The sequence below is a fragment of the Salipiger sp. CCB-MM3 genome (assembly GCF_001687105.1).
Classification (GTDB): domain Bacteria; phylum Pseudomonadota; class Alphaproteobacteria; order Rhodobacterales; family Rhodobacteraceae; genus Salipiger.
Map to the genome: position 1 here is coordinate 274,503 of NZ_CP014595.1, position 15,546 is coordinate 290,048.

Here is a 15,546-nt window from a genome sequence, read left to right on the forward strand (position 1 = left end):
AGACAGACGATTACCGGAGCCCGCCATGACCCAGACGATCCTCGACAAGATCAAGGCCTATAAGCTCGAAGAGGTCGCCGCCGACAAGGCTGCGAAATCCATGGCAGAGGTCGAGGCCGAGGCCCGCGCCGCAGGCCCGGTCCGCCCCTTCGCGCAGGCACTGTTCGACGCCGCCAAAACCGGATACGGGCTGATCTCTGAGGTTAAGAAAGCGTCTCCCTCCAAAGGCTTGATCCGCGAAGACTTTCACCCCGCGACGCTGGCGCAGGCCTATGAGCGCGGCGGCGCGACCTGCCTGTCGGTGCTGACCGATACGCCCTCTTTCCAAGGCGCCAAGAGCTTCCTGACCGAGGCGCGTTCGGCCACCAACATGCCCGCGCTGCGCAAGGATTTCATGTATGACCCCTATCAGGTCGCCGAGGCCCGCGCGCTTGGCGCCGATTGCATCCTGATCATCATGGCTTCTGTCTCGGACGCGCTGGCTGCCGAGCTTGAAGACGCCGCATTCCACTGGGGCATGGACGCGCTGATCGAAGTGCATGACGCCGAGGAACTGGAGCGCGCGCTCAAGCTGAAATCTCCGCTGATCGGGGTCAACAACCGCAACCTCAAGACGTTCGAAACCTCTTTGGACACCACCCGTGAGTTGTCGAAGAACGCGCCCGAGGGGCGCTTCCTGATTTCGGAATCCGGCCTCAACACCCCCGCCGATCTGGCGGACATGGCGCAATATGGCGCGCGCGCCTTCCTCATCGGCGAGAGCCTGATGCGGCAGGAGAACGTCGAACAAGCGACCCGCACGCTGCTCGCCGACCCGGTGCCCGCATGAGCGGCCTCACCCATTTCGACGCCAAGGGCGATGCCCATATGGTCGATGTTTCGGATAAACCCGTAACGTCTCGTATCGCCACCGCCGCCGCGTGGATCCGCATGGAGCGCGCCACCTTCGATCTGATCGCAGAGGGTCAGGCGAAGAAAGGCGACGTCATCGGCGTGGCCCGTCTGGCGGGCATCATGGGCGCCAAGAAGACGCCCGAGTTGATCCCGCTGTGCCATCCGCTGCCGGTGACCAAAGTGACCGTCGAGATCACCCAAGACCCGGAACTTCCCGGCCTGCAGATCGAGGCCACGGTGAAGACCACTGGCCAGACCGGCGTCGAGATGGAGGCGCTCACCGCTGCCTCGGCCGCGGCGCTCACCGTCTATGATATGGTCAAGGCCGTGGATCGCGGTATGGAGATCGGCGGCCTGCGCGTCCTTCTCAAAGATGGCGGAAAATCCGGACGTTACGAGGCGAAATGATCTCCGTCGCCGAAGCTCTCGACCGCCTGTTTTCGCTCGCCAGCCCGCTGGATATCGAGGAGGTGCCGCTGCGGAGCGCCGGAGGCCGCGTTCTCGCCCGCCCGGTTGAAGCGCAGCGTGACCAGCCTCCCTTTGCAGCCTCGGCCATGGACGGCTATGGCGTCGCCGAGGCGGCGCCGGGGCAGCGGTTTTCCGTGATCGGCGAGGCCGCCGCGGGCCGCGCCTTCACCGGCGGCGTCGGCAGCGGCGAAGCGGTGCGCATCTTCACCGGCGCGCCCATCCCGGACGGCGTGAAAACCGTTGTGATCCAAGAGGATGTGGATCGCGATGGCGATGTGATCACGATCACCGACCGACTTGGCCCCGGCGACAATATCCGCCCCTATGGCAATGATTTCCGCAAGGGGCTGCGCATTGACGCGCCGCGCGTTCTGGGGCCGCAGGATATCGCGCTGCTCGCCGCGATGAACATCGCCAATGTGCCGGTCACCCGCCGCCCGAAAGTGGCGATCATCTCGACCGGCGACGAATTGGTGATGCCCGGCGAAGACCCCGGCCCGGATCAGATCATCGCCTCCAACACATTCGGTCTTTATGTGCTGATGCAACAGCTTGGCGCCGATCCGCGCCTGCTGCCGATCGCGCGCGACACCGAAGCCTCGCTGCGCACCATCTTTGGCATGGTCGATGACGCTGATCTGGTGGTCACCATCGGCGGCGCGTCGGTCGGCGACCATGATCTGGTGGCCCATGTCGCCGCGGACATGGGTCTGCAGAGCGCCTTTCATAAAGTCGCCATGCGGCCTGGCAAACCCTTGATGTCGGGGCGTTTTGGCACCGCGATGATGGTTGGTCTGCCGGGCAATCCGGTCTCGGCGATGGTCTGCGGGCACGTCTTTCTCGCGCCTGTGATCCGGGCGATGCTCGGCCTTGGTGCCGCAGCAGCCCCGCGCGAAACGCTGCGCCTTGCCGCACCGATTGGCGGGAACGGCCCGCGCGAGCACTATATGCGCGCGCGCCTCTCCCCCGACGGCGTGACGGTGTTCGACCGGCAAGACAGCGCCCTGCTGAGCGTGCTGGGCAGTGCCGACGCTCTCGCCGTTCGTCCGCCGCACGATCCTGCGCGCGCCGCTGGGGATGAGATCGAGGTGATCCGTCTCTGACCGCTCGCGGACGCTGTTTCGGGCCTCCCCGAAATCCCAATTCTCGGCCCGCCAGCGCGGCTTGCGCGACGCTATTAACTTTCGTTTAACGAAAGCGGGGATTGACACAAAACGGGAACATGCCTAGAACAAAATCGAACATCTTCACTGGGCAACCCACGGGGCACGGCGCATGCTGACCAAGAAACAGCTCGATCTGCTGGATTTCATCAACACGCGCGTCGCCCGCGACGGCGTCCCCCCAAGTTTCGACGAAATGAAAGAGGCGCTCGATCTGCGGTCGAAATCCGGCATCCACCGGCTGATCACCGCATTGGAAGAGCGCGGCTTCATTCGCCGCCTTGCCCACCGCGCCCGCGCGATCGAGATCGTCAAACTGCCCGACAGCCTCGCCGGGCGGCCCAGCGGCTTTGTCCCCCATGTGATCGAAGGCGATCGTGGCGCGCCTGCGGCGAATAACGCGGTGGCCGAGGCGCTGGAAAGCGTCGGCGCCATGGAACTGCCCCTGATGGGCCGCATCGCCGCCGGTGTTCCCATCGAATCGATCTCGGATGTCCCGCCGAATGTGGCCGTGCCCAGTGCAATGCTCGCCAGCAGCGGCCGCCACTACGCGCTGGAAGTCAAAGGCGACTCGATGATCGAAGCCGGGATCAACGATGGCGACGTGGTGATCATCCGCGAAACCTCATCCGCCGAAAACGGCCAGATCGTCGTGGCGCAGGTGGAGGGTTATGAATCCACGCTCAAGCGGTTCCGCCGCAAGGGCAGCAGCATCGTCCTCGAAGCCGCCAACCCGGCGTTTGAGCCGCGCGTGCTGCCCGCGGGATCGGTTTCCGTGCAGGGGCGTCTTGTCGGGCTCATCCGCTCCTATTGATCGCGGCGCACCGCTGGGCTCTGCCACAGGCGGGCACTGGGGCCTTTGGCCGCCTCAATCCTGATGCCGTCCGGAGCCTCGTATAGCGCCACCGCGCCAGTCACCTGCAGGCCCACGGGATCGAAAACCATGCACCCCTCTCGGCGCAGCATGGGCGCGCTCGAGACGAGGATTGTTGCACCTGCGCAGCCTGTCACCTTCTGCGCTTCGCGCGCGCCGATCACATGCACGATCTGCTGATCCGCCGTTGCGGCGCGGCGCAGTTTGCTCTCGCTGACCGGCCAGAGCGCCGCAGCGGCGGGCTGCCCTCCAGCCTGTCCGTCATTCTCGAGCCAGCTTTCGGCGACAAAGCCGCTGCCGACATTGCGTGACAGAGCGCGCCCTTCCTCGGTCATCAGACCAACGAGGCGTCCCGTCTCGGAGATCAGCAGCAGGGGCCGCACGGTTTCCATCCAGAGGAAGGCCCCCGCAAGCACCGGCACCGCGCCCATCCAGCGACCGCGTCCCTGCCAGAGCAAGACCAGCAACCCGCCGCCAATCAGCAGCGGAAGCACCGCCGGCGCCGGTGCCACCACCGGGACCACGGCCCCTTGCAGCGCGGAGACGCGCTCGGCGACGGTTAGGATCCAGCGCAGCGCCAGCGCCATGCCCTGCAGCGCCAGCGCATCGAGCCCAAACGGCAGGAGCAGCGCAGACAGCACCGCCATGGGCACCGCCACCAGCCCCATGGCCGGGACAGCGAGCAGGTTCGCCAGCAGACCGTAGCGCGAGAGGATGTTGAAATGCGCCATGGAAAAGGGCACCGTCGCCAGCGAGGCGGTCGCCGAGGAAAGCAGCAGCGTGACGAGCGGGCGGGCGACAGGTGCGAGGCGCATCAGCCGCCCCGAGCCCGCGCTTTCGAACACCCGGACGAGGGCGGTCGTGGCGGCAAAAGACATCTGAAAGCCCGGGCCAAGCAGTGCTTCGGGCCGCAAGGTCAGCACGATCAGCGCCGCAAGGGCCACCGCGCGCAGCGACAGCGCCCGTAAGTCCGCCAGCACCGCGCCGAGCATGACCGCCACCATGATGAAGGCGCGCTGCGTGGCCACATTGCCGCCCGAGAGCGCCATATAGGCGGCGGCGGCCAACAATGCGCCCACCGCCGCGATCTTTTTGCCCGGCCAATGGTGACGCGAGCGCCGCGGCAGCAGCAGCGCGATCCGCAGTGCCGCAAAGACGAACCCCGCGAGAAGGCCCATGTGCAAGCCGGAGATCGCCAGAAGATGCGCGAGATTGCTGTGCCGCAGCGCCTCCAGCGTTTCCTGCCCCATCGCGCTGCGGTCGCCGGTCATCAGCGCCGCCGCAAAGGCACCGATCTCGCCGGGCAATTGCGCCTGCACATGGCGTGACAAAGCCATGCGGGTGCGAAAGAGATATTGCCCTCCCTCCGGCGGCGCGAGCAAAAGCACCGGCGTGCGCGTGTAGCCGACCCCGCCGAGTTCCTGAAACCAAGCGTGTCGCCGAAAGTCGAAGCCGCCCGGCTCGACGGGGTCACCGGGCGGCAGGAGATGGCCGGTAAGCATGACCCGTTGACCCGGCGCGGGCTGCAGCACACGCGCCTGAACATCGGGATCACCATGCAGCGCGATGCGCACGCGGCGCGGCTGGTGGTCAGCAGGCAGGCCCTGCAGGCGCAGATCGTCGAGCGTCAGCCGCAGCGCATCCGATCTTGCGCGGTCAATCTGCACCACGCGCCCTTCGATCGGTCCGTAGTAGCGCCCGGCAAGCTGCGGCGCGGCGACCAGATGCGCCCGCCCCCCGGCGACCGCCAGACCGAGCAGCACGAGCCCAAAGACAAGCGGCAGCACCGACTGATCAGAGGCCATACGCAGGCAAAAGAGAAGCAGCCCGCCGCCCATGAGGGCACTGAAAAGAAGCGCCTCCGGCACCGGCTCGTACGGCAGCGCGAAATAGAGCGCGATGCCGAGGCCAAAGCAGACCGGCACCCAAGGGAAGAGATGACCGCGCTGGCGGCGCAGCGCGCTGAGGCCCCAGCCTGCCGGCACGCCAAGCAGACGGCTGATCCGCGCCCCCATGCTTGCCCCCGCCCCCTGTGCTGTTTAAGGAACCTGCAAATCCTAGGCTCACCACGATTACCGCGAGGTTAATGACCATGACGAACACCCAGGCGGTCGTCACCCGTTTCGCCCCTTCCCCCACCGGCTTTCTGCACATCGGCGGCGCCCGCACCGCGCTGTTCAACTGGCTCTATGCCCGTGGCCGTGGCGGCAAATTCCTGCTCCGCATCGAGGACACCGACCGCGCCCGCTCGACCCCCGAGGCGACGGCGGCGATCCTCAAGGGGCTCGACTGGCTCGGCCTCGACCATGACGGCGAGGTGATCAGCCAGTTCGAGCGCGCCGAGCGCCACGCCGAGGTCGCCCGCGAGCTTCTCGCCAAGGGCGCGGCCTATAAGTGCTTCTCCACACAGGAGGAAATCACCGCATTTCGGGAAAAGGCGAAAGAGGAAGGCCGCTCCACGCTGTTCCGCTCGCCCTGGCGCGACGCCGATCCGGCAACCCACCCCGACGCCCCCTATGTGATCCGCCTGCGCACCCCCGAAGAGGGCGAGACGGTGATCAAGGACGAGGTGCAGGGCGAGGTGCGCATCGGCAACGCCCAGCTTGACGACATGATCCTACTGCGCTCCGACGGCACGCCGGTTTACATGCTGGCGGTGGTGGTCGATGATTTCGACATGGGCGTGACCCATGTGGTCCGCGGCGACGACCACCTCAACAATGCAGCGCGCCAAATGGGCATCTACACCGCCATGGGCTGGCCGGTCCCGGTCTATGCGCATATCCCGCTGATCCACGGCCCCGACGGCAAGAAGCTGTCGAAGCGCCACGGGGCGCTTGGCGTCGATGAGTACCAGAAGATGGGCTACCCCTCGGCGGGCATGCGCAACTACCTCGCGCGCCTCGGCTGGAGCCACGGCGATGACGAGTTCTTTACCGATGCCCAGGCAAAAGAGTGGTTCGACCTGTCTGGAATCGGCAAATCCCCGGCCCGTCTGGACTTCAAGAAACTCGAGAACATCTGCGGCCAGCACATCGCGGCCGGGGACGATGCCGCACTGCTGCAAGAAATCGAGGCGTATCTTGCTGCAGCCGAGCTTCCGGCGCTGACAGCGGCGCAAAAGGACGGGATGACGCGGGGTATGTATTGCCTGAAGGACCGGGCCAAAACCTTCCCGGAACTCCTTGAAAAGGCTCAGTTCATTCTGACAGAGACGCCGATTGTCCCGGATGAGAAGGCACAGAAAAACCTCGATCCTGTATCCCGTGGTATACTGGCTGCGTTGACGCCGCACCTGCAAAGTGCTAGCTGGTCGCGAGAAGAGCTCGAGGGGGTAACGGCGCGTTTCGCCGAGGAACACGACACCAAGTTCGGCAAGCTTGCGGGCCCGCTGCGTGCGGCCCTTGCTGGCCGGGCCGTCACCCCTAGCGTGTTCGATATGATGCTGGTGCTCGGCCGCGAGGAGTCGCTCCTCCGGCTCGAACAGGCAGCGGCCTCCGAGGTGGCGTAACGGCAAGTACCGACCCACTCCGGGCCATGTGACAGATACCGACCGGGCGCGCCCGCCGCGCCTGGCCTTTTCCAGATGAAGGGATAAAGCAAGCATGGCTGACACAGCGAAAAGCGCGAAACTGACCATTGGCGAGCAGAGCTACGATCTTCCGATCTACTCCCCGACCGCCGGCCCCGATGTGGTCGACATCCGCAAGCTCTACGCGCAGGCCGGGGTATTCACTTACGACCCGGGCTTCACCTCCACCGCGAGCTGCGACAGCACCATCACCTTCATCGACGGCGACGAAGGCGTTCTGCTGCACCGTGGCTACCCGATCGACCAACTGGCCGGTAAGTCGCATTACCTCGAAGTGTGCTACCTGCTGCTCTACGGCGAGCTGCCGACCGCGGCAGAGCTCGAGCTGTTCGAGAACACGATCACCCGTCACACGATGATCCATGAGCAGATGCACAACTTCTTCCGCGGCTTCCGCCGCGACGCGCATCCCATGGCAACCATGGTGGGTGTGGTCGGCGCCATGTCGGCCTTCTACCACGACTCGACGGATATCTCGGACCCGCGTCAGCGCGAGATCGCCTCGCACCGCCTGATCGCCAAGATGCCGACCATCGCCGCGATGGCCTATAAGTACTCGATCGGCCAGCCCTTCGTGTACCCGCGCAACGATCTGACCTACGCAGAGAACTTCCTGCACATGTGCTTCTCGGTGCCCGCCGAGAAATACGAGGTCGACCCGATCCTCGCGCGCGCCATGGACCGCATCTTCACGCTGCACGCCGATCACGAGCAGAACGCCTCGACCTCGACCGTGCGACTGGCCTCCTCTTCGGGCGCCAACCCCTTCGCCTGTATCGCGGCTGGCATCGCCTGCCTCTGGGGCCCGGCCCACGGCGGCGCCAACCAGGCCTGCCTCGAGATGCTCAAAGAGATCGGCTCGGTCGACAAGATCCCCGAGTTCATCGCCCGCGCCAAGGACAAGAACGACCCGTTCCGCCTGATGGGCTTCGGGCACCGCGTCTACAAGAACCGCGACCCGCGCGCGACGGTGATGAAGCAATCCGCCGACGAGGTGCTGGATCTCATGGGTGTCGAGAACAACCCGATCCTGCAGGTCGCCAAGGAACTGGAAAAGCAGGCGCTCGAGGATGATTACTTCATCGAGAAGAAGCTGTTCCCGAACGTCGACTTCTACTCGGGCATCATTCTCGAGGCGATGGGCTTCCCGACCTCCATGTTCACCCCGATCTTCGCGCTGTCGCGCACCGTCGGCTGGGTGTCGCAGTGGAAAGAACAGCTCGCCGATCCGCAGCACAAGATCGGCCGCCCGCGCCAGCTCTACCGTGGCTCGGTGACGCGCGACTACACCGACATCGAAAGCCGCTGAACGCAGCTTTTGTGACAGGAAAGGCCCCGCAGATGCGGGGCCTTTCGCTGTCCGGGCCATTACTTTTAGGGCTAAAGCGCGTCTTCAGCGCCGCCCCCCTGCTTCTTCTCTTTAAAAATACGCAGATCCGGCGCCAGCCACGCGTCACCGCCCCTCGAATTTCGCCGCGCGCTTCTCATGGAACGCCACCACGCCCTCCTTGAAGTCCCGCGTCATGCCGCATTCGCCCTGCAATTGCGCCTCCAGCACCAATTGGCTGCCGAGGTCCTGCTCGAAGGCCCCACGGATGGCGCGTTTGATGCGCGCGTAGGCCTCGGACGGGCCCTGCGCCAGATGCGCCGCGCGGGCCTTCCAGATCGCCTCGAACTCCGCGTCCGGCACCGCCTCCCAGATCATCCCCCAGCGCTCGGCCTGCGCCGCGCTGATGCGGTCGGCAAAGAGCGCGGCGCCCATAGCCTTGGCCAGCCCCATCTGCCTTGGCAGCAGCCAAGTGCCGCCCGCGTCGGGTATCAGGCCGATGCGGGTGAAGGCCTGCATGAAAAAGGCGCTCTCGGCGGCGATCACCACATCGGCGGCCAGCGCGAGATTCGCCCCGGCCCCCGCGGCAGCGCCGTTCACCGCCGCGATGGTCGGGCGCGGGCATTCGGTGATGGCGGTCAGCATCGGCATATATTCGTCGCGCAGCACGCGCTCGAGGTCGATATTGGCGGCGGTCTCGCGGTCGCCCAGATCCTGGCCCGAACAGAACGCCCGTCCCTCGCCGGTCAGCACCACCACACGCGCCTCTTTGCCGCCCGCTTGGATGGCATGGGTCAGCTCGGCCCGCATCGGCGCCGAAAGCGCGTTCATCACCTCGGGCCGCGCGAGGGTGATCTGCGCCACGTCGTCAATGACCTCATAGCGGATGGTGTCGTAATTCATGCTGCTCCTCCAGACATCGGCCCGCGTTGGGCCTGCGCGCGCGAAGAGTGCCCGCGCGCGCCGCCGATGCCAAGCCCAGCTCAGAGCTTTTGCAGCGCCGCGATCAGCGCCAGCGCCTCGGGGCTGGGGCGGTGCTCGATGCGGCTGTAGCGCGCGCCATCGCAGGTGCGTGTCAGCATGCGGTTCTCCACCATGCTGCGCCTGATCTGCGCGGCATCGCGAAAGGCGCAGTGTAGGTCGATGCGGGCGCTGATCTCGCGTTCGTTGAACACCTGCCGGGGCGGGATCCGGGCCCAGATCGACGCGAGGCACAGCGCCTGCATCGCAGTCCGCCCGGGAAAGCGCAGCAACCGCCCGTGCTCGTCGAAATGGCGTAGGGCGCGCGCCACCTGCTTGGGGTCGGCCTTCGGCTTTGGCTCAGCCTGCGCGCGCAGCTGCTGATAATTGCGATAGCCCGCGGCCCTAGCGATCAGCCCCAGCATCTGCTGATGCGAGGGCGGCGCGTCGAGGCTCGCGCGCAGGGCGCGGGCAAAGCCCGACAGATCGTCAATGGCAAGCGGGATGGTCTCACGGCGCGAAAACGTGCTCATCGGATCCTCCAGATCCTCCGGCGCTGCTGCCCGACCCCTTGCGGAGCTGGAGTTCCGCCCTTGTCCGTCAGGCATCGCCGGGCTGTCCGGAGATCACTGAAAGCGACAGAGCAGGTTCAGCGTACCTGCGTGCTGCAGGCGGCGGAGACTGGGTGAACTGCCGACCCTGCCCGCGACGCTATCAGGAGGAGCCGCCCTCGTCCAGAATCCGCTTCAGCCGCGCCTCTTCCTCGGGGGTGAGCCCCGCCTCGGTGCTGGCCTCGGCCCGAGAGCGGCCACGTAGGTAGACCGCCGCAAGCAGCAGCGCCAGCACAAAAAGGATCGGCCCAGCGGCCCAGAGCAGCCAGTTCCACCCGCGCGTGGTGGGCTGCAGCAGCACAAACTCGCCGTAGCGGTCGACGAGATAGGCCACGGCCTCTTCGTCGCTGTCGCCCGCCACCAGCCGCTCGCGCACCAGAAGCCGCAGGTCGCGGGCAAGCGCGGCGTTGGAATCGTCGATGTTCTCGTTCTGGCAGACAAGGCAGCGCAGGTGCTTGGAAAGCTCGCGCGCCCGCGCCTCCAGCGCCGGATCGTCGAGCATCTCATCGGGCTGCACCGCCAGCGCCGGGGCGGCGGGCACCAGCGGCAGCGCCAGAAGCAGCAGCATCAGGGCCATGCGAAGCAGGTGAAGCGGCTTCATTCTGCGGGCACTCCCTGCGCCGGGCGGCTCTTGCGCGCGCCTGCGGCGACGCGGAAGCGCCGGTCCGACAGGCTCAGCGCGCCGCCAAGCGCCATAAGGATGGCGCCGCCCCAGATCCAGTTGGCCAGCGGCTTGATATAGACCCGCATGGTCCAGCCGCCGCCCGCCTGCGCATCGCCCAGCACAACGTAGACGTCGCGCAGGACACCGCCGTCGATCGCCGCCTCGGTGGTGGGCATCTTGGCGACCGGGTAGTTGCGCTTTTCCGGATAGAGATGCGCGATCTCTTCGCCGTTCTTACGCAGCGAGACCTCGCCCATGTCCGAGAAATAGTTCGGCCCCTGCACCCGCTGCACGTCGAGCAGTTCAAGCTCATAGGCGCCAACGGTGAAGGGCTGGTTCACCTGCGCGACGCGGATGTCTTCCTCCTGCCACGCCATCAGACCCGCGATGCCGAGCATGGTGATGCCAAGCCCGCCATGTGCCACCGCCTTGCCCCAGTCGGCGCGCGGCAGACGCTTCAGGCGGCTCCAGTCGCGGCTGCGACCGATGCGCGAGATCAGATCGGTAATCGCCCCCGCCACCAGCCATGTGCCAAGAAAGACGCCAATCGGCCCCATCAGGCTGCGCCCGGTCTGCATCGCCCAGGCAAGGCCTGCCAGAGCAATGGCAAGGATCAGCGCGGGCACCAGTTGGCGGAGCGCGCGGCCGATCTTGCCGCGTTTCCAGCTCAGCAGACTGCCGATTGGCAGCACGAGGCCGAGCAGGATCATGAAGGGCGTGAAGGCCATGTTGAAGAAGGGCGCCCCGACCGACAGCTTGCGCCCGAACAGCATTTCGGCGACCAGCGGCCAGAGCGTGCCGGTGAAGACCACAAAGCAGGCGACCGCCAGCAGGATGTTGTTGACCACCAGCGCCGACTCGCGGCTGACGATGCCGAAAACGCCCTTGGCCTGCATGATGCCCGCCCGCGCCGCGTAGAGCGTCAGCGCGCCGCCGGTGAAGAACACCAGAATGCCAAGGATGAAGACGCCGCGCTGCGGGTCGGTCGCGAAGGCGTGGACCGAGGTCAGCACGCCCGAGCGCACGATGAAAGTGCCGATCAGCGAGAAGCCGAAGGCGAGGATGGCCAGAAGGATGGTCCAGCTTTTCAGCGCCTCGCGCTTTTCGACCACGATGGCCGAGTGCAGCAGCGCTGCGGCCAGAAGCCACGGCATGAAAGAGGCGTTCTCGACCGGGTCCCAGAACCAGAAGCCGCCCCAGCCAAGCTCGTAATAGGCCCACCAGGAGCCAAGCGCGATGCCGATGGTCAGGAAGAGCCAGCTCAGCAGCGTCCAGGGGCGCACCCAGCGGCCCCAAGCGGCATCAACCCTGCCCTCGATCAGCGCGGCGACCGCGAAGCTGAAGCAGATCGAAAGGCCTACATAGCCGAGGTAGAGGAACGGCGGATGGAAGGCGAGCCCCGGGTCCTGCAGCAGCGGGTTCAGGTCCTGCCCGTCAAAGGGCGGCACCGCGAGGCGCAGAAACGGGTTCGAGGTGAAGAGGATGAAGGCGAAAAAGGCCACGCCCACAGCTGCTTGCACCGACAGCACCCGCGCGCGCAGCGTCGGCGGCAGGTTGCCCCCGAACCACGCCGCCATCGCGCCAAACAGCGACAGGATCAGCACCCACAGGAGCATCGAGCCCTCGTGGTTCCCCCAGACGCCAGAGATCTTGTAGATCAGCGGCTTGGCGGAATGCGAGTTCAGCACCACCAGCCGCAGCGAGAAATCGGAGGTGATGAAGGCATGCATGAGGGCACCGAAGGACAGTGCCACCAACAGGAATTGCGCCGTGGCGGCGGGCTCGGCGACGGCCATCCAGCCGGGCCATCGCTTGTGCGCTCCGATCATCGGTACCACCGCCTGCACGCAGGCGACGAAGAAAGCGAGGATGAGCGCGAAATGTCCGAATTCGGTGATCATGATCCCGCTTATAGGGCGCAAGACAACGCCCGGCCAACGGAAATCGCGGGCCGGGCGGGATCACAATGTCGCAATTGACGCAGCGGGACGGGCGCGGCGCGCGCCTCAGTCCATGCGGCGCAGGTAGGTCCAGGTCGGCACCGCGGAGTTGCGGGCCACCGAGAAAGCCTCTGCGTCGCCAATATATTCAAAGCCGCAGTTCACCAGCACGCGCGCCGAGGCGGCGTTGTCCTGAAACACCGAGGCGAACATCGTGGAGCTGCCAAACGGGTTGGCCTGCACCAGCGCGCGCACCGCTTCCGAAGCGTGGCCGGTGTTCCAGAACGGCGGCGCGACCCAATAGCCGATCTCGGCCTGATTGCCGTCGAGACGTTCAAGCGAGATGAGCCCCATGACCTCGGCACCGCCATGCGCTTCGCCGTCCATCGCCCAGACATCCTCTTCGCGCTTGGGATCGGTCGCGCGCGCGATGAAGGCCTCGGTCGCGCCCGGCGGCAGCGGGTGCGGAATCGAGGTGGTCATACGCGCGAGGCGCAGATCGCCGGTGTAATGCGCAATCATCCCGGCGTCCGACTTTCGCAGCGGCCGCAGCAGGAAACGGGGTGTCTCGATGACCGGCTGTGCGGTCAGCTGGTCCTCTTGGGCCAGGCTCATCGTCTTTCTCCTCTTGTGCGCGAGGGATCGCCTCACGGGCCGTTTCGTCTCCCCCCGAAACGGAAGAGGGGGACCGGCCCGTGCCGATCCCCCTGCAAGATGTCGATCTTGGATCGGCTTATTCGGCAGCCTCCGCCACGGGCAGGACGGAAACGAAGGTGCGGCCCTTGAGGCCTTTGTGGAAGGTGACCGAGCCTTCGGTCACAGCAAAGATGGTGTGGTCTTTGCCCATATCCACGCCCTCGCCCGGCCAAAACTTGGTGCCGCGCTGACGGATGATGATGTTGCCGGGGTTGGCGGCTTGGCCACCGTAGAGTTTCACGCCGAGACGGCGGCCAGCGGAGTCGCGGCCGTTACGGGAGCTACCGCCTGCTTTTTTATGTGCCATGGGTTGGTCTCCTTAAATCTCTATCAGGCCAGGGTCTTGGCCTGTTCAACCCACTCGGGCTTCACCTTCACGGCTTCGAAGCTCTCGGGGTCAACGGCGGCGAGCTGTGCGAAGGTGGCGATGCCGGCTTCGTTCAGCTTCTTGGCGGCGGCGGGGCCGACACCGGTGATCTGGGTCAGGTCGTCACCCTCTGCTGCGGCGGCCTTGGGGGCTGCTGCGGCGGGCGCGGCTTTCGGAGCGGAGGCAGCGCCAGCGGCGGCCTTCACGCCGGTGCCTTCGGCGCCGGATGCGAGGATCTCGGTCACGCGCAGCAGGGTCAGCTGCTGACGGTGGCCGCGGGTCCGCTGCGAGCTGTGCTTGCGGCGGCGCTTGACGAACTTGATGACTTTCTCGCCCTTGATCTGGTCGATCACGGTTGCCTGAACGGCAGCACCGGACACCAGCGGAGCACCAACGGTGACATTGTCGCCGCCGAGCATAAGGACTTCGTTGAACTGAACGGTTTCACCCGCATCAGCAGCCAGCTTTTCCACGCGGAGCACGTCGCCCGCCTGGACTTTGTATTGCTTGCCGCCGGTTTTCATCACCGCGAACATCTGCGTCTTCCTTTGTCTACCGCGTTCTGTGGCGTCCCGGCCCGTGCGGACCTTTTCGGGAACTTCGTGGTGCGGAAAGCCCGCTCCGCCGTCGAACAGCGCGCCCTTTCGGGCTGTCATGATGTAAGAATCGAAAGCGGGGCGCGCAATGGCCCCGTCTTCGAAGCCCGGCTTATCGGGGCAAAACCTTATGCTGTCAACCCATCAGAGCGGCAAAGCGCTGGATTCGCGCTTAGCGCAGGGATGACCGCGGGGTTCTCATGCGCGCGGGCATCAAAGCCCCCTCGCCCACGCCGAGCCCCAAAACCCTCTCAGAGCTCTTCGCTGCGCATCTCGCGCGCGGCCGCCAGCCCCAGCCCGTAAGAGATCTCTTCATACATGTGATTGAACCCGTCGAACAGCGCGCGGTTCATCGCTTTGCCCTCGGGCGTTGCAGAGACATCTATATAGGCATCGAGCTCTTCATCGGGCAGCGGCCCATAAGCGGTGAGCATATAGGCATAGAGCCACTCTTCGGTGTCGTAGCGCGTGGTCTCTTCCTGCATCCAGACCTCTTCGACGATCTCCGGCTCGGTCATCTCCATGCCGCCGCCATCCACAAGGCCAAGGTAGAACTGGAAGCTGGCGTTGAGCGCGCCGACCACATTTGTTTCAAGCAGATCATTGGCGGCCACGAAACGGTCAAGCTGCGCCGCGCGCGGATCGCCAGTGCCGGCGATGGCGTTCCACGCCTCGCGCGCGGCAACCTCGACATCATTGTCGATCAGCTCGCGCCGGGCCGTGAGTTCAAGCTCGACCACACGCTGCCCGGCCTCGGAGGTGAAAAACTCCAGCAAGGGCCCCGCGTCGGTGTCGCCGAAGCTTTCGAGAAAGCCCGCGCGCACCACCTCATCCATGGCGTCCGCATCATAGAGCCTGTCCACGGCCTCTTCCCAGCCAGCGGTCGCCCCTGCCGGAAGAAGGTCCTGCGCCATGTCCGATCCATAGTCCCGGCCCTCGGCGCGCATGATCTCGACAATCTCATCCACCTTCAAAGCGTCGAGCAACTCCTCGGCGCTGCCTGCCCAGCCCGGCAGGCTAAGCGTGGGCAGGATCAGCGAGGCGGAAACGGTACAGGCGGCAAGACGCGACAACATGGCAGAGCTACTCCAGCTACTTTCGGCCAGACCCTAGGGCGCGCCCGCGGCATTTCCAAGGTGACGCAAGGTGCCCGCGCGATGGCTGGCGGAGCTTTGCCAAGGAAAAATTCCTCCGAATGAAAAAACTTCAAAATTCCCTGTTGCACCCCCCTGAGCATATCGTTAAACGCCCCCCACGACCCCCGCGGAGAGGTGCCGGAGTGGTCGAACGGGGCGGTCTCGAAAACCGTTGACCCTTCACGGGGTCCCAGGGTTCGAATCCCTGTCTCTCCGCCACTTTCCTTCGGGAAAGTAGCCAGTTACGCCGACAGCCTT

The 15,546-nt window shown here is 65.7% G+C and carries 15 protein-coding genes and 1 tRNA gene; 7 read left to right on the forward strand and 9 right to left on the reverse strand.

Annotated features, from left to right (window positions below; genetic code table 11):
* Positions 1 to 25: 25 nt before the first annotated feature.
* The 4 genes from trpC to lexA all read left to right on the forward strand — a co-directional run bounded on the left by trpC (position 26) and on the right by lexA (position 3,339).
* Positions 26 to 829 (forward strand): indole-3-glycerol phosphate synthase TrpC, encoded by an 804-nt coding sequence (trpC, locus tag AYJ57_RS01320; RefSeq protein ID WP_066100106.1) that lies wholly within the window; start codon positions 26 to 28, stop codon positions 827 to 829.
* Positions 826 to 1,302 (forward strand): cyclic pyranopterin monophosphate synthase MoaC, encoded by a 477-nt coding sequence (gene moaC / locus AYJ57_RS01325; RefSeq protein WP_066100109.1) that lies wholly within the window; start codon positions 826 to 828, stop codon positions 1,300 to 1,302. The genes trpC and moaC overlap by 4 nt, the downstream gene beginning before the upstream one ends.
* Positions 1,299 to 2,465: a molybdopterin molybdotransferase MoeA gene (locus tag AYJ57_RS01330; protein ID WP_066100112.1), complete on the forward strand. Its 1,167-nt coding sequence runs from the start codon at positions 1,299 to 1,301 to the stop codon at positions 2,463 to 2,465. The genes moaC and AYJ57_RS01330 overlap by 4 nt, the downstream gene beginning before the upstream one ends.
* A gap of 172 nt (positions 2,466 to 2,637) precedes the next feature.
* Positions 2,638 to 3,339: a transcriptional repressor LexA gene (lexA, locus tag AYJ57_RS01335; RefSeq protein ID WP_066100115.1), complete on the forward strand. Its 702-nt coding sequence runs from the start codon at positions 2,638 to 2,640 to the stop codon at positions 3,337 to 3,339.
* On the opposite strand, the gene AYJ57_RS01340 is transcribed toward lexA, so the two are convergent.
* Positions 3,333 to 5,414: a ComEC/Rec2 family competence protein gene (locus tag AYJ57_RS01340; protein ID WP_066100118.1), complete on the reverse strand. Its 2,082-nt coding sequence runs from the start codon at positions 5,412 to 5,414 to the stop codon at positions 3,333 to 3,335. The two genes, lexA and AYJ57_RS01340, sit on opposite strands and share 7 nt — an antisense overlap.
* A 77-nt stretch (positions 5,415 to 5,491) precedes the next feature.
* Between AYJ57_RS01340 and gltX the strand changes: the two genes are divergently transcribed.
* Complete coding sequence (gene gltX / locus AYJ57_RS01345; protein ID WP_442974580.1) at positions 5,492 to 6,910, forward strand: glutamate--tRNA ligase; 1,419 nt, start codon at positions 5,492 to 5,494, stop codon at positions 6,908 to 6,910.
* Positions 6,911 to 7,004: 94 nt separating this feature from the next.
* On the forward strand, positions 7,005 to 8,300 hold the full coding sequence (gene gltA, locus AYJ57_RS01350) for a citrate synthase (RefSeq protein ID WP_066100124.1): 1,296 nt from the start codon (positions 7,005 to 7,007) through the stop codon (positions 8,298 to 8,300).
* Between the two features lie 144 nt (positions 8,301 to 8,444).
* On the opposite strand, the gene AYJ57_RS01355 is transcribed toward gltA, so the two are convergent.
* The 8 genes from AYJ57_RS01355 to AYJ57_RS01390 all read right to left on the reverse strand — a co-directional run bounded on the left by AYJ57_RS01355 (position 8,445) and on the right by AYJ57_RS01390 (position 15,228).
* Positions 8,445 to 9,221 (reverse strand): enoyl-CoA hydratase-related protein, encoded by a 777-nt coding sequence (locus AYJ57_RS01355; RefSeq protein WP_066100127.1) that lies wholly within the window; start codon positions 9,219 to 9,221, stop codon positions 8,445 to 8,447.
* Positions 9,222 to 9,301: 80 nt separating this feature from the next.
* Positions 9,302 to 9,811 carry a DUF2087 domain-containing protein gene (locus AYJ57_RS01360; protein ID WP_066100130.1) on the reverse strand — a complete coding sequence of 170 codons (510 nt, stop codon included), beginning with the start codon at positions 9,809 to 9,811 and terminating at the stop codon, positions 9,302 to 9,304.
* Between the two features lie 181 nt (positions 9,812 to 9,992).
* Positions 9,993 to 10,490 carry a cytochrome c-type biogenesis protein gene (locus tag AYJ57_RS01365; protein ID WP_066100132.1) on the reverse strand — a complete coding sequence of 166 codons (498 nt, stop codon included), beginning with the start codon at positions 10,488 to 10,490 and terminating at the stop codon, positions 9,993 to 9,995.
* Positions 10,487 to 12,454, reverse strand: coding sequence for a heme lyase CcmF/NrfE family subunit (locus AYJ57_RS01370; RefSeq protein WP_066100135.1), 1,968 nt, complete (start codon positions 12,452 to 12,454; stop codon positions 10,487 to 10,489). Before AYJ57_RS01370 ends, AYJ57_RS01365 begins: the two co-directional genes overlap by 4 nt.
* Before the next feature lie 105 nt (positions 12,455 to 12,559).
* On the reverse strand, positions 12,560 to 13,108 hold the full coding sequence (locus tag AYJ57_RS01375) for a GNAT family N-acetyltransferase (RefSeq protein ID WP_066100137.1): 549 nt from the start codon (positions 13,106 to 13,108) through the stop codon (positions 12,560 to 12,562).
* A gap of 118 nt (positions 13,109 to 13,226) precedes the next feature.
* Positions 13,227 to 13,496 (reverse strand): 50S ribosomal protein L27, encoded by a 270-nt coding sequence (gene rpmA, locus AYJ57_RS01380; RefSeq protein WP_066100140.1) that lies wholly within the window; start codon positions 13,494 to 13,496, stop codon positions 13,227 to 13,229.
* Positions 13,497 to 13,519: 23 nt separating this feature from the next.
* Positions 13,520 to 14,092, reverse strand: a complete 573-nt coding sequence (locus AYJ57_RS01385; RefSeq protein WP_066100143.1) for a 50S ribosomal protein L21 — start codon at positions 14,090 to 14,092, stop codon at positions 13,520 to 13,522.
* 311 nt (positions 14,093 to 14,403) lie between these two features.
* The gene (locus AYJ57_RS01390; RefSeq protein ID WP_066100146.1) at positions 14,404 to 15,228 is read right to left on the reverse strand and encodes a DUF2059 domain-containing protein; all 825 of its coding nucleotides are present in this window, start codon (positions 15,226 to 15,228) and stop codon (positions 14,404 to 14,406) included.
* Between the two features lie 189 nt (positions 15,229 to 15,417).
* Here AYJ57_RS01390 and AYJ57_RS01395 point away from each other — a divergent pair.
* Positions 15,418 to 15,507 (forward strand) — tRNA-Ser (locus tag AYJ57_RS01395).
* Positions 15,508 to 15,546: the final 39 nt, after the last annotated feature.